General features: G+C 38.1%; 20 protein-coding genes and 1 pseudogene. 19 read left to right on the top strand and 2 right to left on the bottom strand.

All coding sequences use genetic code 11. The features are described from left to right. Positions 1-106 precede the first annotated feature (106 nt). Together ABH968_RS11600 and ABH968_RS11595 are read left to right on the top strand one after the other, a co-directional pair. Positions 107-925, top strand: a complete 819-nt coding sequence (locus ABH968_RS11600) for an alpha/beta fold hydrolase (protein ID WP_370044201.1) — start codon at positions 107-109, stop codon at positions 923-925. Between the two features lie 393 nt (positions 926-1,318). Beyond that, a complete protein-coding gene (locus ABH968_RS11595) occupies positions 1,319-2,218 on the top strand; it encodes a LysR substrate-binding domain-containing protein (protein WP_370044176.1) in 900 nt (299 codons plus the stop codon). Between the two features lie 36 nt (positions 2,219-2,254). Here ABH968_RS11595 and ABH968_RS11590 read toward each other — a convergent pair whose 3' ends face one another. Continuing rightward, entirely contained in the window at positions 2,255-3,244 is a 990-nt protein-coding gene (locus tag ABH968_RS11590) for an aldo/keto reductase family protein (RefSeq protein WP_370044200.1), read from the bottom strand. 329 nt (positions 3,245-3,573) lie between these two features. On the opposite strand from ABH968_RS11590, the gene ABH968_RS11585 reads away from it, so the two are divergent. The 14 genes from ABH968_RS11585 to ABH968_RS11520 all read left to right on the top strand — a co-directional run bounded on the left by ABH968_RS11585 (position 3,574) and on the right by ABH968_RS11520 (position 15,279). After that, positions 3,574-3,786, top strand: a complete 213-nt coding sequence (locus tag ABH968_RS11585) for a hypothetical protein (protein ID WP_370044175.1) — start codon at positions 3,574-3,576, stop codon at positions 3,784-3,786. A 117-nt stretch (positions 3,787-3,903) separates the two neighbouring features. Then, positions 3,904-5,142: a substrate-binding domain-containing protein gene (locus tag ABH968_RS11580; protein ID WP_370044174.1), complete on the top strand. Its 1,239-nt coding sequence runs from the start codon at positions 3,904-3,906 to the stop codon at positions 5,140-5,142. 99 nt (positions 5,143-5,241) lie between these two features. Further along, entirely contained in the window at positions 5,242-6,018 is a 777-nt protein-coding gene (locus tag ABH968_RS11575; protein WP_370044173.1) for an ABC transporter ATP-binding protein, read from the top strand. Beyond that, on the top strand, positions 5,993-6,700 hold the full coding sequence (locus ABH968_RS11570) for an ABC transporter ATP-binding protein (RefSeq protein ID WP_370044172.1): 708 nt from the start codon (positions 5,993-5,995) through the stop codon (positions 6,698-6,700). Before ABH968_RS11575 ends, ABH968_RS11570 begins: the two co-directional genes overlap by 26 nt. A gap of 15 nt (positions 6,701-6,715) precedes the next feature. Next, positions 6,716-7,588, top strand: a complete 873-nt coding sequence (locus tag ABH968_RS11565) for a branched-chain amino acid ABC transporter permease (protein WP_370044171.1) — start codon at positions 6,716-6,718, stop codon at positions 7,586-7,588. Further along, on the top strand, positions 7,585-8,604 hold the full coding sequence (locus ABH968_RS11560; protein ID WP_370044170.1) for a branched-chain amino acid ABC transporter permease: 1,020 nt from the start codon (positions 7,585-7,587) through the stop codon (positions 8,602-8,604). The genes ABH968_RS11565 and ABH968_RS11560 overlap by 4 nt, the downstream gene beginning before the upstream one ends. Further along, positions 8,601-9,605, top strand: coding sequence for a 3-oxoacyl-ACP synthase (locus tag ABH968_RS11555; protein WP_370044169.1), 1,005 nt, complete (start codon positions 8,601-8,603; stop codon positions 9,603-9,605). The genes ABH968_RS11560 and ABH968_RS11555 overlap by 4 nt, the downstream gene beginning before the upstream one ends. Positions 9,606-9,617: 12 nt before the next feature. Beyond that, positions 9,618-10,529: an intracellular short-chain-length polyhydroxyalkanoate depolymerase gene (phaZ, locus tag ABH968_RS11550; RefSeq protein WP_370044168.1), complete on the top strand. Its 912-nt coding sequence runs from the start codon at positions 9,618-9,620 to the stop codon at positions 10,527-10,529. Then, entirely contained in the window at positions 10,513-11,244 is a 732-nt protein-coding gene (fabG, locus tag ABH968_RS11545) for a 3-oxoacyl-ACP reductase FabG (protein ID WP_370044167.1), read from the top strand. The genes phaZ and fabG overlap by 17 nt, the downstream gene beginning before the upstream one ends. 16 nt (positions 11,245-11,260) lie before the next feature. Then, positions 11,261-12,727, top strand: coding sequence for a class I adenylate-forming enzyme family protein (locus ABH968_RS11540; RefSeq protein WP_370044166.1), 1,467 nt, complete (start codon positions 11,261-11,263; stop codon positions 12,725-12,727). 241 nt (positions 12,728-12,968) lie between these two features. After that, positions 12,969-13,358, top strand: a complete 390-nt coding sequence (locus ABH968_RS11535) for a hypothetical protein (protein WP_370044165.1) — start codon at positions 12,969-12,971, stop codon at positions 13,356-13,358. 609 nt (positions 13,359-13,967) lie between these two features. Then, a complete protein-coding gene (locus tag ABH968_RS11530; protein WP_370044164.1) occupies positions 13,968-14,402 on the top strand; it encodes a MarR family winged helix-turn-helix transcriptional regulator in 435 nt (144 codons plus the stop codon). 19 nt (positions 14,403-14,421) lie between these two features. After that, positions 14,422-14,637: an MBL fold metallo-hydrolase gene (locus ABH968_RS11525; protein WP_370044163.1), complete on the top strand. Its 216-nt coding sequence runs from the start codon at positions 14,422-14,424 to the stop codon at positions 14,635-14,637. A gap of 24 nt (positions 14,638-14,661) precedes the next feature. Continuing rightward, a complete protein-coding gene (locus ABH968_RS11520) occupies positions 14,662-15,279 on the top strand; it encodes an MBL fold metallo-hydrolase (RefSeq protein ID WP_370044162.1) in 618 nt (205 codons plus the stop codon). A gap of 76 nt (positions 15,280-15,355) precedes the next feature. Here ABH968_RS11520 and ABH968_RS11515 read toward each other — a convergent pair. After that, positions 15,356-15,915 (bottom strand): annotated as a pseudogene (locus ABH968_RS11515) (DEAD/DEAH box helicase family protein). 443 nt (positions 15,916-16,358) lie between these two features. On the opposite strand from ABH968_RS11515, the gene ABH968_RS11510 reads away from it, so the two are divergent. From ABH968_RS11510 to panF, 3 genes are all read left to right on the top strand, one after another. Then, positions 16,359-18,053, top strand: a complete 1,695-nt coding sequence (locus tag ABH968_RS11510) for a methyl-accepting chemotaxis protein (RefSeq protein ID WP_370044161.1) — start codon at positions 16,359-16,361, stop codon at positions 18,051-18,053. Between the two features lie 372 nt (positions 18,054-18,425). Next, positions 18,426-18,689, top strand: coding sequence for a YhdT family protein (locus ABH968_RS11505; protein WP_370044160.1), 264 nt, complete (start codon positions 18,426-18,428; stop codon positions 18,687-18,689). Further along, complete coding sequence (panF, locus tag ABH968_RS11500) at positions 18,689-20,134, top strand: sodium/pantothenate symporter (protein ID WP_370044159.1); 1,446 nt, start codon at positions 18,689-18,691, stop codon at positions 20,132-20,134. Before ABH968_RS11505 ends, panF begins: the two co-directional genes overlap by 1 nt. Positions 20,135-20,487: the final 353 nt, after the last annotated feature.

Below are 20,487 nucleotides of genomic sequence, written 5' to 3'. Positions count from 1 at the left end.
CGTAGCGGCAGCAAATGTTTTATCTGTGCGAAAGCGAAGCGACAGCAACAACGAAGCGCCCAGTCGGAACGGAAATCCACTTTATAATAATATTGGAGGAACTATTATGTCATTTTGTAAGGTAAGTAAAGCGAATATTTACTATGAAATGATTGGGACTGGAACACCAATCGTAATGCTCCATGGATATTCGCCAGATCATAGATTAATGAAGGGGTGTATGGAGCCCGTTTTTGCACAAAGGGAGGGCTGGAAACGAATTTATATCGACCTTCCGGGAATGGGCAAGACGATAGACTATGAAAAGATCAATAACTCAGATGAAATGCTAGAAGCCGTAGTAGAACTAATTCACGCCTTACTACCAAATGAACGTTATTTATTAGTAGGAGAATCTTATGGTGGATATTTAGTTCGAGGAATCATGAGGGAGTATCATGAACAAATTTTAGGGGCTGCGTTTATTTGTCCGTTAATTATCCCTGATAAAGAAGGTCGAACAGTACCAGAACAAAGTATTGTCTTGTCGGATAAAGAATTTTTATCGACATTAACGAAAGAGGAACTAGAGGATTTTAGCTCACATCTTGTTGTTTTAGATGAATATAATTGTCATCGTTATACGAATGAAGTGTTAGCAGGTTGTGAAATCGCAAATATGGAGTTTTTAGAAAAAGTCCAGAAAAGTTATGGTTTTTCTTTTGCTGTAGATGAACTTACTTTTGACAAGCCAAGTCTTTTCTTGCTAGGTAAACAAGATTCGATTGTTGGCTATAAGGACGCTTTTGCCATTTTAGATAAATTCCCAAGAGCAGCCTTCACAATTTTAGATAAGGCTGGGCATAACTTGCAAATTGAACAAGCGAATTTGTTTAATAGCCTTATGCTTGAATGGTTGGATCGAGTAAAGGAATTGAACGATTGAAATTCATTTTATGAGTAAAAGACAGAATGAAATCTTTTGAATAACTCACTTACTCAATAATTTCAAAAGATTCTTACTGTCTATTTTTTATCACTTTTTTCCATACAATTTTTAAAGTCTCTAGTCTTCCTTTTGACGTAATGAATATTGATAAAGCATTAGCTAAAAATGCTATTTAATTTATTAGGAAACTTTTTATTTAGAATATTGTCATTTTAATGAAATGATTTGTCTTTCCTACCGAAACAAGAAATACAGGCAAATTTATATCTTCATCTCCCTAACCAAAGAGCTGTATAACATAAAAGCATGGCTACGAAAATACTAGGCACCAAAATGAGTTTGATATTAAAAGAAGTCCTTAATCGATTTTAGTAGAAGGGATAGATGAAAATGGATATTAGGAAAATGCGATATTTCATGATGGTGGCAGAAGAATTGAATTTTAGTCGTGCAGCAGAACGTCTTAGGATGGCACAACCTCCTTTAAGTCAAGAAATTCGTAAATTAGAAGAAGAATTGGGAGTTCAACTTTTTCATCGAACGAAAAGAATGGTTGAACTTACGGATGCTGGGAGGATATTTTTAGAAGGATCTCAACAAACACTGCTTCAATTAGAAAGAGCCATAAAAGAAACACAACTTGCAGCTGAAGGGAAGATAGGGAGCTTAATTATTGGTTTTGTCGATTCCACTGAGATTGTTATAGAAGTTCTTAATAAATTTCGAGAACGCTTTCCTAAAATCCACCTTATATTACGTGAAATGACAACGGAGCAGCAATTAAAAGCACTTTATGAGAAACAAATTCATATTGGATTTATTCGTTCTAAACAGGACAATGGGATACTAACTTCTGAAGTTTGTTCGGAAGAATCTTTAAGATTGGTTTTACATCAAGATCACCCTTTCGTCTCATTGCCCGAAATACCACTCCGATTGTTAATGGATGAACCATTTATTTTGTTTCCGCGTCATATGGGTCCAAATTTTTATGATTTAATTATTAGCTACTTTTGGGATCATGGTGTAAGTTTAAATGTTGTTCAAGAAGCTATTCAAATGCAAACGATTGTTAATTTAGTGGCAACCGGAATGGGAGTTTCTGTCGTTCCATCGTCGGTGGAAAGTTATAAACATCCTGGGGTTATCTATAAAAAAATCCAAGAGACTACACCAAAGGTAAATTTATATGTTGGTTGGAGACAAGATGAAAAATCTGCAGTAGTAGATCATTTCTTAACAGTTGTTAGAGAGATGTATTCGATTTTACAACTTGATCACCAAAAATAAAAACCCATCCTAAAGGGGATGGGTAATACAATATTATTAACCTGTTTTACTTGGATCGTACTCAACGAAACCTTCTAAAACTTTGTCAATCTGATTCATAATTTCAATGTCTAATTTGACACCAGAAGCGAGCGCATTCTCTCTTACCTGTTCTGGGCTCGAGGCACCGATAATTGCTGAGGAAACATTCTGGTTTTGTAGTACCCAAGCTACTGCGAGTTGAGCGAGTGTAAGATCAATCTCTTGTGCGATGGGTTTAAGCTTCTGAATAGCAGTGAGCACATTGACGTTCATCCAACGTTGTGCAAGTTTATTAAAAAATGGTTTGCCAGCCGGAGAATTAGCACGCGATTGGGCTGGTACTGGTTTTTGGGGTAGATATTTTCCAGTGAGAACACCTTGTGCTAAAGGCGACCATACTACTTGCCCAAGTCCCTCAGGTTGACAGGTTGGTATAATATCGCTTTCGATAACTCTCCACAACATTGAATACTGGGGTTGGCTTGCGATGAACGGAATATTCAATTCTCGTGAAAGTGCAGCACCACGTGTAATTTGTTCTGCTGTCCACTCACTTACACCGATATAAAGCACTTTACCTTGTCTTACAAGATCTGCGAAAGCTAACATCGTTTCTTCAAGAGGAGTGGTTGGGTCAAATCTGTGTGCATAATAGACATCTATATAGTCTGTTTGTAACCGACGCAAAGATGCATGACAATTTTCTAGAATATGTTTTCGTGATAAACCTTTATCGTTTTGCCCATTCCCAGTCGGATGGCACACCTTTGTACATAATTCAATGCTCTCCCGGCGTATACCTTGTAAAGACCTGCCGAGTACTTCTTCAGCTTTAGTTTCTGAATAAACATCAGCAGTATCAAATGTAGTTATACCGACATCTAGTGCTGCTTTAACACACTCTTTTGCAGTATCCTCATCTACTTTACCCCCATGATTTATCCAGTTTCCGTATGCAATCTTGCTTATTGTTAATCCGCTATTACCAAGTTTACTAAACTCCATTCTAGTCCCTCCTTTTAAAAGTGCTATCTTCATTATAAAAACCAGATTTCAATATGGAGAATATATTATTACTAATGAATTAATATGAAATTTATATAAACTGCTGAAGAGGTTTGTTGCTGTCGTTACAGAAAAAGTAGCTCCCCACAAAGTATGCTACTGTACTGTATATTCAAAAATGTTCCGATAAATCGATGAAACATTCCGATAAAATCTGAAATTGTTCCGATAAATCTCAAAATTGTTCCGATAAAACACTAATTTATTCCGATAAATCTCTCATCCCTGAAAAAAATTCCACTTTCGTCGGAGAAAAAGTAGCTCCCCACATGAAGGTAGATATCGATATTTTTCGAAAGTTGGTTGATAAATTAAAAAAGTTGGGTGATAAAACGATAAAGTTGGTCGATAAACAATCAAAAGTTCTCGATAAATCTCAAAACTGTTTCGATAAAACCCTCATCCCTGGAAAACCCCACACTTTCGCAGCAGAGAACTTGCGACTGCCGTTGCGCTCCGCTGCACTTTCGCTGCAGAGATAGTTGGCTCAGTAAACTGACCCAACTATCTTGTAACTAATTTGTAACTGTAGTTTTATATAGTGTTTACATAGCAACGAAAGCGCTTTCTTTTTAGTTCATTATGAAAGGGGTTATGGGATGAAGAAGCATTGGTTGTTTGTGCTTTTATTAATGCTGTCAATGTTGATGGTGGCTTGTAATTCGGATGAGACGAAGGATAGTTCAACTGGCGGTAAGGCTTCGGAGGATGATACAAAGGGGACTACTGAGGAAGGGGGCACTATTAAAATCGGTGTGCTTGCGTCATTGACGGGTGCTCTTGAGTCGTACGGGAAACAAACACAGCGTGGCTTTGATTTAGGGATTGAGTATGCTACAGGCGGTACGATGGAGGTTAATGGTAAGAAAATAGAAATTGTCTATGAAGATACAGAAACAAAGCCTGAGGTGGCGGTACAAAAAGCGACAAAACTATTAGAAGATGACAAGGTTGATTTCTTAGTAGGTTCCTCTAGCTCAGGTGATACGCTTGCTGTTTTACCACTTGCGGAAGAATACCAAAAGATTATGGTGGTGGAGCCTGCGGTAGCGGATAGTATTACGGGCTCAGAATTTAATAAATATATTTTCCGTACAGGTCGAAATTCTTCTCAGGATGCTTATGCAGCAGCGGCTGCGATCGCAGGAAAGGGTGTTAAGATCGCAACGTTTGCGCCGGACTATTCTTTTGGCTTGGATGGGGTGAAGGCGTTTAAGACAGCTGCGGAAAAGTTAGGCGCAGAAATTGTTTTAGAGGAATATGCAGATCCAGCAGCAACTGATTTTACGTCCAATTTGCAAAAAGTAATTGCTGCAAAACCAGATTATTTATTTGTTGTCTGGGCTGGAGCAAACTCACCATGGAATCAAATTGCAGATTTAAAAATTCAAGAAAAGGGCATTAAAATTTCAACGGGAGCACCAGATATTATTGCATTAAAATTTATGAATCCGTTAATTGGTATGGAAGGATTCTCTGTTTATTATCATACGTTAACACAAAATGATGTGAATAAATGGTTAGTGGAGGAACATCAAAAACGCTTCAATGAAGTTCCTGATTTATTTACGCCAGGAGGCATGTCTGCAGCCATATCTATTGTTGATGCTCTGAAAAAATCAAATGGCGATACAGATGCGGAAAAACTTATCGGCATTATGGAAGGGATGTCATTTGAAACACCAAAGGGAACGATGACTTTCCGAAAAGAAGACCATCAAGCATTACAGTCGATGTATTCTATCCGTTTAGAAAAGCAAGATGGTGTAGATTATCCGGTACCAGTGCTAGTTCGTGAGCTTAGCCCTGAAGAAACAGCCCCTCCAGTTATGAAATAGTGAAATTGGAGACAGATAGCTTTATTATTCTGTCTCTCTTCACCCACTTTCAGATGAGAATGGGTGAAGAGAGATAGAAGTACTAGAAAGGAGAATACGATGGAACCCATTTTACGAACAGAAAACTTAACTATTCGTTTTGGCGGACACACAGCTGTCGACCATGTGAATTTTAATATGCCGGAAAAGCATTTGAAATCAATTATTGGACCAAATGGAGCTGGAAAAACAACCTTCTTTAATTTGCTTAGTGGAGAGTTAAAGCCGACTGCCGGGGATGTCTATTTTAAGGGACAGTCACTTGCGCAAAAATCAGCTATTGAAAGAACTCGAATGGGTCTAGGGCGCTCTTTTCAAATTACGAATGTTTTTCCGAACTTAACAGTTTTGGAAAATGTCCGTTTGGCTGTGCAATCCAAGGAGAAAGTTCGTTACCAATTATTTCGCCATTACAAAAGCTATAAGGCGATTACCGAAAAAGCGGAGGAGCTATTAACACTTGTATTGCTTGACAATAAAAGAGATGCTCTTACGACAATGCTATCCCACGGGGAAAAGAGGAAGCTTGAGATTGCTATGCTGTTAGCACTTGATACGGAAATCCTTTTACTTGATGAACCAACGGCAGGCATGTCCTTAGAGGAGGTGCCAACGATTTTAGAAGTTATTCGCACGATTAAAAATCAGGGTGATAAAACCATTCTCCTCATTGAGCACAAGATGGATATGATTCTAGATTTGTCGGACTCGATTATGGTGCTATTTAACGGCCAACTTCTTGCGGATGGAACACCAGGGGATATCATGAAAAATGAAACCGTACAAAATGCATATTTAGGAGGTCTGTACGATGAACACCTTACTGAAATTAAATGATGTCCACACATATATCGGTCAATACCATATTTTGCAGGGAGTCAATTTTGAGGCCATGGAGGGGCAGGTAAGTGTACTACTTGGCAGAAATGGTGCCGGTAAAACGACCACTTTAAAAACGATTATGGGGTTGACGCCTGCTTCAAAAGGAGAGGTAGAATTTCGCACACATTCGATTAAAAAAAGCCCAACCTATAAAGTTGCAAAATTAGGAATAGGCTATGTACCTGAAAATCAAGGGATTTTTGCAGATTTAACAGTAGAGGAAAATATGAAAGTGGCTATGCGTAAAGAAGATACAGCTACTTTCGAGCGACAAAATTATGTGCTGGAGCTGTTTCCGGATTTAAAGAAGTTTTGGAAGAAGGCTGGTGGACATCTTTCGGGTGGTCAAAAACAAATGCTGTCCATGGCAAGGGCATTTATCAATGATAGTAAATTAATGTTGATTGATGAGCCTTCTAAAGGACTGGCGCCCATAGTGGTAGAGAAAGTAATGGAGGCCATCGTTGAAATGAAAAAGCAAACGTCCATCGTACTTGTAGAGCAAAATTTTATGATGGCGAGCCGAATTGGCGATACGTATACATTGATTGACGATGGTAGAACTGTTCACTCGGGCAACATGCAGGATCTTATCCATCATGAAGAACTAAAAAGAAAATATCTTGGAATCGGATAAAGGTGGTGTACTTTATTGGAGCTATTCGTCAATTTAGTCATTAATGGCCTTGCAACTGGCATGCTAATTTTTTTACTGGCGGCAGGTCTGACGTTAATTTTTGGACTAATGGATGTTTTGAACTTTGCACATGGTGGTTTATTCGTTTGGGGGGCTTATGCTGGGATCTTTACCTATATGTTCACTGAGAGCTTTTTAATTGGAGTTGTAGGTGCCATCGTAACAGGGGCTTTACTCGGACTCATTACTGAAAAATTAATTATAACACCTGTCTATGGCAATCATGTTCAGCAAATTTTAATTACATTAGGGCTGATGCTTGTTTTGCAGGAGATGATTAAAGTTGTTTTTGGTCCAAATGGTGTGGCTGTGAAAACGCCGAGTTACTTAATAGGTAGCTGGGAAATTGGAGAAGTTATTATCATAAAATATCGATTATTTATTATTGTAGTAGGTTTTATCATTTTCGGTATTTTCCAATACATGTTAAAGAAGACGAAGATTGGGCTCATCGTTCGGGCTGGTGTACAGGATAAAGAAATGGCACAGGCACTTGGCATTCATATAAAGCGGGTATTTTTATATGTCTTTATGGTTGGTGCGGCACTAGCAGCACTTAGTGGCATGTTAATGGCTCCGTATTCAGGTGTCATCTATGCGGAAATGGGCATGGAGTATGCGATTTTAGGTTTTATCGTTGTTGTAATCGGAGGAATGGGCAGTTTTTCAGGCTCGCTACTGGCAGCAATATTAGTCGGCTTAGCAGGTAGTTTTATGGCTTATTATGTGCCAGTGCTATCACTCGCGGTCAATATGATTTTAATGGCTATTGTTTTAATTTTCCGTCCACAAGGGTTATTTGCTATGAGAAAGGAGAGATCAACATGAAAATGAAGCTTTCATTGCAGCATCTATGTTTTTTTCTCATGTTAGCTATTTTAGTGCTTCTCCCTTTCGTCAATGATTCAAGGACGCTCATTATTTTATTAACGCAAATCTTTATTTTCGGTATTTTAGCGATGAGCTATGACATTCTCCTTGGCTATACAGGAATTGTGTCGTTCGGGCATGCTATGTTTTTTGGTTTAGGTGCCTACACAACGGCTGTCATGCTGAAACAAATGGTGCCAACACTTTCAACATTTTTATTATCTATCGTTGTCGGGATGTTGCTAGCAGGGTTCATTAGTTTCTTAGTAGGATTACTGACACTACGATTAAAAAGTCATTTCTTTGCGATGCTGACATTATCTTTTTCGGGGCTATTTTTAGTAGTGGCGGAAAAATGGCGTTCTGTCACATATGGAAATGATGGCTTTACGTTTAGAGCACCAGAAATGTTTAGAGATCGAATGACGTTTTATTTCTTTGTACTGGCATGCTTAGTCGTTATTTTTATTGTCCTATATCGCTTTGTTAACTCGCCAACTGGTCGGATTTTAATTGCTGTTCGGGAAAATGAACAACGAACAAAATCATTAGGCTATAACACTTTGTACTATAAAGTGATTGCATCCGTTGTCGCAGGAACCGTTGCAAGCTTAGCGGGGTCCTTATATGCTGTGTCACTACGATTTGTCAATACGAGTGTGATGACAATGGACATTACGCTAGATGCATTATTAATGACGATTATTGGCGGTGTGGGCACATTAGTTGGACCATTACTAGGATCTGCTGTTATTGAATATGCACAGCATGCACTTTCAGGGTTAGCTCGTGATTATCCAATATTTGAACGTTGGATTATCTTCTTTGGAATTCTTTATATTTTAGCTGTTATCTTTTTCCCAAAAGGAATTATTGGATCACTGCGCCTGATGTTTTGGAAATGGCGATTAAAGCACAAGGAAAAAGGCCAAACATCGGTTACCCTGCCACAGAAAAAGGAGAGATTTGAATGACTGTAGGCATTGTAAGTACAGGAATCTATATTCCACAAACGAAAATGACATCTAAAGAAATTGCAGCGCTTTCCAATATTCCAGAGGATATTATTCGAAAAAAAATGGGTATCTATGAGAAGCCTATTCCTGGAGAGCATGATCATACGGTTCAAATGGGGATATGGGCAGCACGGGATGCTATACGAAAGGCTAATATCGACCCGAAGGACATTGATGTTGTGATTTATATAGGAGAGGAGCATAAGGAGTATCCCTTATGGACTGCCTCTATAAAAATGCAGGAGGAGCTAGGGGCCGTAAATGCTTGGGCATTCGATGTGCAATTAAGATGTGGCACGACCATTATGGCATTAAAAATAGCGAAAAGTTTAATGGCGTCGGATGATTCAATTCGTACTATACTCCTTGCTGGTGGCTATCGAAACGTTGATTTTATCGATTACAGCAATCCTCGAACACGCTTTATGTATAATTTAGCAGCTGGGGGTGGCGCTATCCTTTTACAAAAAGACTATGACAAGAATCATTTATTAGAGGCAGATATTATGACGGATGGTTCGTTCTCAGAGGATGTAGTCGTGCCTGTTGGTGGTACAAAAAAACCTTTGACACCTGATGCTTTAGAGAATAATTTGTATCAGCTCGATGTGATAGATCCAATTGGGATGAAGGAGCGTTTAGAACAAAAATCTTTAAGCAATTTTTTGAAGGTAATTCGAACATCCTTGGCGAAAAGTGGATTAACTGAGGGGGATATTGGTTATTTAGCGATGCTTCACATGAAAAAATCTGCTCATGATTATATTTTATCTGAACTAGGGTTAGGGCAGGAGCAGTCCATATACTTACAAGAGTATGGTCATATCGGACAGATTGACCAAATCGTATCATTGCAGCTGGCATTAGAGGAAGGGCGTATCCATGATGGAGATATCGTTACACTTGTTAGTGCAGGTATTGGCTATGTCTGGGGTGCTATTACGATTCGATGGGGATAAGGGGGAAATACGATGTTAAAAACTGTTCAGCTATCAAATGGAGAAACGATTGCTTATCGTAAGCGCCAAGGGGGAGAACGTGTTTTATTACTTATTCATGGCAATATGACATCCTCCAAGCATTGGGACGTTCTAATCGATGAATTGGATGAAAAATATACAATTTATGCGATGGATTTACGGGGCTTTGGTAGTTCATCTTATCATAAACCGATTTCCGCGATTAAAGATTTTAGCGATGACGTGAAGCTTTTTGTGGACGCCATTCAATTAAAACAGTTTGACATGATTGGCTGGTCTACGGGCGGAGCAGTATGTATGCAGTTTGTCGCTCTTTATCCCGGCTATTGTCAGCAGCTTATTTTACTAGCCTCGGCATCTACGAGAGGCTATCCATTTTACACGGATTTAGGTACTGGCAATCAAGCAGCATTAAAGAGGGCATTTACCTATGAAGAAGTACTCGTCGATACATCTAAAACAAAATTAGTACAAGGCTTCTATGATTCGAAAAATGTGCAAGGCTTACAATCGGTCTGGAACGCACTTATTTACACCCATAAGCAGCCTAGCCCAGAACACTATCAGACATATGTGGAGGATATGCTGACGCAACGAAATTTAGCGGAAGTTTATCATGCCTTAAATGTCTTCAATATAAGTGCTGTTGATCATGATGTCGCAAAAGGCACGCATGAGGTACAACAAATTACGATTCCAGTTTTAGTGTTAAGAGGGGATCGTGATTACGTTATTACAGAAGGAATGAATGATGAAACAATGCTTGATCTAGGGGCAAATGCACAATTTGTCAGTTTAAAAGACTGTGGTCACTCTCCATTAATTGATGATTTACCACAGCTTACTTCTGAAATTGAAACGTTTTTAGAAATAGGGGGAAAAAAGTATGCGTTTAAACAATAAAGTTGCCATTATTACGGGAGCTGCGAACGGGATTGGCTATGCGGCTGCTGAACGATTTATTGAAGAGGGTGCCTTCGTTGTCATTGCAGATTTTAATGAGGATGCTGGTGTGTCAGCTGCCCAGCATTTAGGGGATCAAGCATTATTTGTGCAAGTAGACGTTGCAGATAGAGAGAGCGTTAAGAACTTAGTGGCAACAGTTATAGAGCAAATGGGCCGTGTCGATATTTTAGTGAACAATGCAGGTATTACACGTGATGCAATGTTAACAAAAATGACAGAAGATCAGTTTCACCAGGTACTTGATGTGAATTTGACTGGCGTTTTTCATTGTACACAAGAGGTAATTCCACATATGATTGCTGCGGGTGGGGGCAAAATTATTAATACATCTTCTGTTAGTGGTGTCTATGGAAATGTTGGTCAAACGAATTACGCTGCCACAAAGGCGGCTATCGTCGGCATGACCAAAACATGGGCGAAGGAATTGGGGCGCAAGGGGATCAACGTAAATGCGGTGGCTCCTGGCTTTACAGAAACAGACATGGTAAAGAAAATGCCAGAAAATGTGCTGGCACAAATGCGCTCCATCGTACCACTGCAAAGATTAGGGACACCTAGAGATATTGCCAATGCCTATTTATTTTTAGCATCTGATGAGGCTTCCTATGTCCACGGTCACACGCTTCATGTGGATGGAGCAATTATGATGTGATAAGGAGGCTTTCAAGATGTTTGTAGAGCAATCCTGGATTTTAAAACGTGCATCGCTAACACCTAAACGTCTAGCATTGGTGAACCTAGAAACAAAGGAGCAGTGGACTTATCAGCAGTTAACAGAGGAAATTGCAAAATGGAGTCATTTTTTTGAGCGCCAAAACTTGCAGGCAGGGAGTCGTATAGCTGTATTTGCGAAAAACCACATCCAGCTTTTTGCGGTCTTATTCGCCTGTGGATTAAGAGGACTGATCTATGTCCCATTGAATTGGCGTATGAGTACGAAGGAATTACATGATATTTTGACGGATGCTATGCCTTCTTTACTGCTTTACGATGAAGCAATGAATTGCCCTTTATCTTTAGAAAACATGCATTCACTTCGTTTAGCTAATGAAGGAGCTACTCTTAGCATTCGAGCAGTAGACCTTAATGATCCTTGGTTAATGATTTATACAGGGGGCACAACTGGAAAGCCAAAGGGTGTTGTACTATCCTTTAATTCTGTGAATTGGAATGCTATTAATACAATTATTAGCTGGGGCTTGAGTGATAGTGATTGTACGTTAAATTTTATGCCTTTGTTTCATACAGGAGGTTTGAATGCCTTATGTATACCGCTGCTAATGGCTGGCGGTACAGTTGTAATTGGTGATAAATTTGAGGCAGAAAACGCTCTTCAGGCGATTAATCAGTATAAGACAACGATTTCGCTTTTTGTGCCAACAATGTACCAAGCGATGATTGCGACGGATTACTTTCAGAAGAGTAGCTTCCCTTCAATGAAAGTATTTTTATCAGGGGGGGCACCATGCCCGTATCCAATATATGATGCGTTTTTTAAGAAGGGGCTATTTTTTAAAGAGGGCTATGGTTTAACAGAAGCGGGGCCAAATAATTTTTATATTTCTCGAGAGGCAGCCTATTTGAAAAAAGGTGCCGTGGGGAAGAGCATGCAATTCAATGAAGCTAAAATTATCAATAGTGTAGGAGAAAGCTGTGAGCCAAACGAAGTGGGAGAGCTATTAGTTAAAGGAAAGCATATGTTTCGGTTTTACTGGAATAATCAGGAGGAAACTGAAAAAATCATTCATGATGGGTGGTTAAAAACCGGAGATTTAGCATTGATGGATGAGGATGGGGACTTTTTTATTGTTGGTCGCAGTAAAGAGATGATTATTTCTGGTGGAGAAAATGTTTATCCGCAGGAAGTAGAGCAATGTATTTTGCGCCATCAACTAGTGCAGGAGGTCGCAGTGATTGGAGTAGCTGATGATTATTGGGGAGAAATCGTGGCAGCCTTTATCGTTTGTAAGCATCAGGAAGATACTTTATTAGAGGAAATCAAAGAAATCTGTAGCAAGCATCTAGGTCGCTACAAAATCCCCAAAAAGATAATCGTCATCGATGAATTGCCAAAAACAAGTGTCGGAAAAATTGATAAAAAAGCATTACAAATGTATGCGAAAACTGTGAAATAACAAAAAGCGCTTGGATATCCAGGCGTTTTTTTGCTCAATAAATGAAATGTCTCCTTAATTCTCCATTCGAGGAAGGAATAATACCCCTGGAAATAAACGGATATAAGAAGCTGTTCAATTGGGCCAGATTGTTGAGATTCCCTTGTGTAATTATGATAAAATATTGCGAGTGAAGTCAGATTTTTAATGATTTTCAGTATCAAAGAATATATTTCAGAAACGAAGAGAGGGCAGTAGTACTATGGAAAACGTATCAAATGTAGAAAAATTGGAATCAATAAAATCTTTACAATCGACAATCAGCAAACTCGAAAATGCCTTGTCCCAGATGACCCAGAAAGGCGCAAATACTACATTAGTAAAGAAACGACTCAAAGCTGTTTGCATTGGCTTAGCAATGCTAGAAAACGTTTGGAATCAAAGCCCTCATCATTATAACCAGGAAGATTTAGCAGAAGCGCGCAATGTTCTAGATGGTTTATTACCATCAATTGAGAACATATATATGAAGTCAAAGATTGGTAGTCCCCAAAGAACGCTTTTAGAAAGAAGAATTAAAGCGTTGAAACTAGCTGTTCAAGGGATTGATGAGCATTTAACTTCTTTCAGCAGGTGTCCGAACACCCGCTGAAAGAAGTTAAAGCCTCCGGCGAATGTCACGGAATCGGAAAGGAGTTCTTAGAGGATGTTAGCCTAAGATCATCGCATCCATGCGATAACGGCTAACTGACCTGCAACATGTTGTTGCTGCTGCCGCTTCGCTTTCGCGCAGATAAAACCCTTTTGCTGCGCACTGCGCTTTCGCACAAAAAACATCTGCAGGCCTAAGCACAAAGCCGATTCCGGACGCAATTATGCCGAGGCATAATTGATTAAATAACTTATCTAACTAAATAGAGTATCGGGAGCTTTAGTAAGAAATCATTGTAATCCTTTTAAAGAACATACACTGCCGCTTCGCTTTCGCGCAAAAAACATTTGTTGCCCCGATGCCCCAGGAAAGCACCCAGTCGGAACGGAAATCAACTCTACGTTGTGAATTTACTGTCTTCCCACTGCTCACTAACAACCTTTACTATTTTTAATATAAATGAGCTGTTAGTGAGCAGTGGCTATGAAAAAATAATATCTAGGGGAAAAGAACGATTTCCATCTTTAATAAGCCCATACAATAATTGACAAACGATTAATAGTTAAGTAAACTGAACTTAACTAAAGATGAATTGGGGCTGATAAATCTGTGCACGATTATTTAACAATGATAGACAAAATCAATCAAAAGTTTGAGCAGTTCAAGTTGTTAGTTTTACAAGAAACCAAAGAGGTTGAGGAATTAGAGAACTTTCACTTAACCCCTCAACAAGAAATTATAATGTTTTATATCATTCGCAATGAGCCCGTAATTGCGAATGATATTGCAAATCATTTTGGTATTTCAAAAAGTGCGGTTAGCCAAGTAATTTCAAAGTTAGAAGAAATGAAAATGATCTATCGTCAAGAGAATTCAATAAACCGTAGAGAGACCTTTATTTATCTGGGGGATAGAGGTCAAGAGTTTCATCAGCTTCTAAATAAAATTGACGCCATTCTTGTGGAAAAATATTATTCGAAAGTTAGCTTAACAGAGTTAAAAAATGTTCTTGATACATTAAATAAGATTGTCGGAACTAATTAAAACAAAGGGAGTTAAGATAATGGAGAAAAATTTGAAACAACTAACCAATCGTATACATTATTTACCGCATGATTCTGAAACAGATCGACCAATACTGTCCGCCATATGCGGGAATCACCAAACATTAATTGTAGATGCAGGAAATTCTAATAAACATGCTAAGTTATTTCTTGGTGAACTAGATCAATATCAAATTAATAATTTTCATTCTGTAGTATTAACACATTGGCATTGAGATCATAGCTTTGGAACAAATCAGATGAATCTAGTAACCATAGCACATGAAAATACAAAAATGCATCTTGAAAAAATGATGAACTATGATTGGTCAGATGAAGCTTTAGATAATCGTGTCGAAAAAGGACTAGAGAATCAGTTTTGCTCCGACATGATAAAAAAAGAATATGGAGAAGACAGAAATATTACCATCACTTTACCTAATATTACTTTTAAAGATAAATATGAGATTGAATTAGGTGGTATTCGGTGTATAGTCAAACATGTAGGTGGAGATCACTCTGATGACTCATCACTTATTTTTGTAGAGGAAGAAAAAGTACTTTTCTTAGGGGATTGCTTGTATCCAAGTATTTACACACAACAACCACAATATAAAATTGAAAATGTTAGACATCTCTTAGAAATCATTGAAATGTTCGATCCCGAAATTTATGTACTTTCGCATGAACCCCCATTATCTAAAGAGGATTTTATGGGGTATATCATGTTGTTGAAGTTGATTTGTGACTTAACAGAAAAACATCAAAGAAACCACTCGAATTTGGTTAATGAACTATCTACTCAACTAAATCGTAAAGTAAGTCAGTTAGAAGAAGAAATCGTATATTGTTTTATTAACGGATTATCAGTTGATTAAAATAAAGTTGTAAGCGGTATGTAGTTCCATTATAGAACCGAAAAAAAACGCTTGGAGATCCAGGCGTTTTTCAATTCTATAAATGAAATGCTTCCTTAATGCTCAAAGCAACTTCTTTGGCACTCAAGTTTGTGTTGTTGATCTTGAGATAATTTGCATAATTTAATTCGCCCTCTAAGGAATTTAATCTGTATTTTTCCATCGAGCTTTTCAAATCTTTTTCAGACCATTCAATATCTCTTTTCGAAGGTTTATGCTCAAGTCGATTACCACTTTTATTTCGTTCCAATCTTTCTACTACATCAGCTTCAAGTTCTACAAAATAAACAGTACCTCCTCTAGATTCAAAAAGCTTTGCAAGGTCGTCGACATAATCCCAATCCTCCTGCATATCAAAAGCCCAGACATAAGTAAAAATTAAACCATACAAATTACTTTTCGATACCTCTTCAAATATTTCCTGACGAAACAAATTAACTAATCTTTTTCCTTCAGTCGTACCATAACTAAAAAAATGACTAACTAAATCGATCGTCATATGGTTATGAAAAAGCTTTAAATCCGTTATTTTAGCTAATTCCTGTCCAACAGTCATTTTCCAACTGCTTGAGGACCAAATATTAAAACAAGTTTCATAATCTCTCTCCTCTCCAATCAACTTATCCATATAATATCTTTTTATGTATATTTGGTTATAAAAACCATATATAGATATATTAACATAAATTTCAAGATTCTCTTTGGGAATATCGAAAGCTTCGGGCGTGTTGATGAGGAAAATATAATCCTAACTTTCGTCGTAGAGAAAAACTTATCGGAAGGCGAAACTATGAACGGAGAGTATTTTTTCTGTGCGAAAGATGGAGCGACAGAAACATGTTTTAATAAATTGTTATTCAACAAATATTAGAGAATTATTGTCTTTCCTATTGCCACTGCTCATTAACAGCTCATTTATATTAAAATTGTTAATTTATTGATAAGGTATTGAAACTATTTATAGAATAATGTTTAATTAACTTGGTTTACATTTTATACATAATATTCCTAATAAATATGAGAAAGGAGAGACAAATTTATTGCGCACTTTTAAAATAAGTACAAAATTTAATTTGCTTTTAATTGGAGTCATCATATTTTTAAGCGTTATGATTGGATTTGTATCACATATACAAGTGAAACAAATTATGCGTAACAATTTTGAGCAGAGCATAACCCATATTTCAAAGGTCGGTTATAAGCTGCTAGAGGAACGATTTAAGGGAGACTGGGCTATAAAAGATGGGGATCTTTACAAAGGGGATACAAAAATAGTTAATCAGGAAGCCTTTGTTGATGAGGTAGGTGAAAGCATCGATGGTGGTGTAACCATTTTCCAAGGCACAAAAGGACTTATCACCAATCTAAAGCTAAATGGAGAACGTTTAGTTGGCAAAGATGCTGATCCAATAGTCGTTGAAAGTGTAATGAATAAAGGGAAAACCTTTATAGGTGAAGCAGATGTAGTAGGAACGAAATATTTAACACTCTATGCACCCATTAAAGATGCAAATGGAGACATCATTGGAATGTGGTTTGTCGGTGAAACGATAGATGGGGTTAATGCTATTATTTTTGCATTTATCGGTAAGCTTCTCATTGTATTGTTCATCGGAGCTGTCATTGCTGTATTAGGCAGTTTCCTTTTCACAAGAGCATTTGTGAAACCGCTTCGTGAAATAAATAATCAACTACGAGACATTGCGGATGGAGAAGGAGATTTAACAAAACAGCTACAAATTAATTCCAAGGATGAAGCAGGTGAGCTTGCGCAATCCTTTAATAAAATGCTGACAAGCTTAAAAGTATTAATGCAACAAATAGCCCAATCCTCTAAACAGGTTGATTTATCGTCTGATGGCTTAACAACTAAATCGCAGCAAACGGCGGATATGACAAGACAGCTAACTTCAACACTACAAGATTTAGCAGATGGTTCAAAAACAACATTACATAGTACAGGTGATAGCTTAACGGCCATGCAAGAAATGGCGATTGGCATTCAACAAGTTGCTGAAACTGCTTCAACAGTTTCAGATGCTGCTGATTTAATGAGTGATGAGGCTGCCCAAGGAAATGACTCTTTGAATCGTGTATTGAATCAAATGACAATTATTAATAAATCATCTGACCATGTAGAGGCGCAGGTGCGAATATTAGGTGATCAGTCACAGCAAATTGGCAATATCGTTGATGTGATTACAAGCATCGCCGATCAAACGAATTTGCTTGCCTTGAATGCTGCCATTGAAGCGGCTCGTGCGGGTGAGCAAGGAAAAGGCTTTGCTGTCGTTGCGGATGAGGTTCGTAAATTAGCAGAACAATCAAAGGAATCTGCTGACCAAATAGCATCACTTATTCATTCAATTCAAAGTGATACGGCCAATGTTATTACGGCTATTTCTAGTAACTCGAAAGAAGCTGCCGCAGGTATGGATGTTGTCGATGATACAAAGCTAGCTTTCCACAAGATCATGCAGTCGATTAAGGGGGTAAGTACACAGTTGCATGACATCTCTGCTGTGACGGAGCAGATGTCTGCGAGTGTTGAAGAAGTTACTGCCTCAACAGAAGCAATGGCACGTATTGCGAGCAAGGCAACTGAAAGTACGGAACACGTTACGTTAACAGCGGAAGAGCAATTAGCTTTCATAGATAATATGGCTTCTTCAGCCAAAGAGATGGCACAACAGGCAGACGAACTTCAAAGCTTATTAAAGAAATTCCAATATTAAAGATGTTGAAAAACGGTGATATCCTAACGATTTGAAGTACAAACAAGTACACAAAGGGAACAGTTTTTTCTAAACGAACATTGTAATAAAATTTGATTAAAAGGATAGGAGAGCTTAAATAAGGTAGTGACCCCTTAAAGTTAGAGTTTTTATTATGCAGCTAATTGGCTGGCATGAGTTCGGTATTTTACTGGACTCATGCCTTTTCATTTTGTCTTCATTTTTTGTAGTGGCTATGCTAAATAATCTAAATAATGTCCCGAGAGAAAAGCAAAGAATTAAATCTTATTTAATCAAACATTTATTTTTCTCACAAAGGTTCCCATAATACGAACATATCAGTAAAATAGAGTAGGTTAGGGGGACTATATTTTGAAAGATCAACGCTTTAAAATTGCGCATCGAGAGGCGCTTATCGGTATCGGGCTTGTTATCGTCAACTTTGCGATTTGGTTTGGCTTTGCCTATGGACTAGGCTCTGGTGATCCAACAAGCTATACGTATGTATTCGGTTTCCCTGCATGGTTTTTCTATAGCTGTATTGCAGGGACATGCTTTATGATTATTTTAATCTGGGTCGTCATGAAACTCTTTTTCAAAGAGGTAGCATTTGATGATGAGGAGGTGGATCAATAATGCACTGGCAAGTTATTTTTCCACTGCTATTATTTTTAGTTATTATCTTTGGTATTGGGATATGGTCAAATAAGCATATACGCTCTTCCGATTCATTTTTACAGGAATACTTCCTTGGTGGTCGTGAAATGGGAGGCTTCATCCTTGCGATGACAATGATTGCTACGTATGGTAGTGCAAGTAGCTTTATTGGTGGTCCAGGCGTTGCTTATACGAAAGGGCTTGGCTGGGTATTACTGGCGATGGCCCAGCTTCCTGCAGGTTATTTTGTTTTAATGATTTTAGGGAAGAAATTTGCTATTATCGCAAGACGTTATCAAGCCATCACGTTAATAGACTTTTTACGTGAGCGCTATAAAAGTCATGCCATAGTCATCTTATCTGCCATTAGCATCATTATCTTTTTATTTTCTGCAATGATGGCACAATGGGTAGGTGGTGCTCGATTAATTGAATCATTAACTGGCTTAAACTACACAACTGCACTCTTTATTTTTGCGATTTCCGTATTAGTTTATGTTATTATTGGAGGCTTCCGTGCGGTTGCATTGACGGATACGGTGCAAGGCTCGATTATGGTCATTGGAACGATTATTTTATTAATTGGGACAATCATCGCTGGTGGAGGAATCGATAATATTATGACCTCACTTGTCGCTGAGAATCCGAATCTTGTGTCTCCATTTGGAGCAGAAGGTGAATTAACGCCATTATACGTTTCTACATTTTGGATTTTGATAGGTGTGGGAGTTGTGGGGCTTCCACAAATCGCAGTTCGTGCTATGAGCTATAAAGATTCAAAAAGCATGCATTTAGCCATTATCATTGGCACTATTGCCATAGGGACAATTATGTTTGGAATGCATCTAATTGGTGTTTTAGCACGTCCAGTAATACCAGGTATTGAGATTGGTGATAAAGTAATGCCGCTGCTGACGTTAAAGGTTTTGCCGCCATTTTTAGCTGGCGTTGTCTTAGCAGCACCAATGGCAGCAACGATGTCTACAGTCAACGCGCTACTTATGCTTGTAAGCTCTACAGTAGTGAAAGATATTTACTTAAATTATATAAAACCAACAGCTAATGATACGGAAATTAAGCGTGCAAGCTTTATTGTCACAACAGTGATCGGTTTAGCCGTCGTCGTTTTTGCACTTAATCCACCAGATTTATTAGTTTGGCTTAATTTATTTGCTTTTGGCGGACTTGAGGCAGTCTTTATTTGGACCGTCGTATTAGGTCTATATTGGAAAAAAGCCAATAAGTATGGTGCTATTGCGTCAATGATTTCAGGTATGATCCTTTATATTATCATTGATCGTTTTTATCCTTCCGTCTTTGGCATGCATACTGTGACAATTCCGATTGTCGCATCCTTATTGATATTTGTTATTGTTAGTTTATTAACGAGCCATAAATTTAAAGATGAAAAGTTGTTTATTTAAATTATAAAATGCCGTAGAGATAGAATATCTACGGCGTTTTTTACTGTAGACAATAAGCAACGGATAGAATGTTCGAAATGATGGATAGACTGTCCAAAATCGTGGATAGAACCTTCGAAATCGTGGATAGAATCACTAAAGTCGTGGATAGAATCTCTGGATTGATGGATAGAAAGTTCGAAGTGACGGAAAGACCCTCTGAAGCGACGGATGAAACTTCCGAAGTGACGGATAGAATCTCTGAATTGATGGAAAGAACCTTCGAAGTGACGAATAGCTCCTCCAAATGATGGATAGAAAGTTCAAAGTGACGGAAAGACCCTCCTGAGCGACGGATGAAACCTCCGAAGTGA

The organism is Lysinibacillus sp. RC79 (genome assembly GCF_041262405.1).
In the GTDB taxonomy this organism is placed as follows: Bacteria; Bacillota; Bacilli; order Bacillales_A; family Planococcaceae; genus Lysinibacillus.
Note: the sequence above shows the minus strand (reverse complement) of the source record. Positions and strands in the feature narration are given on the sequence as shown.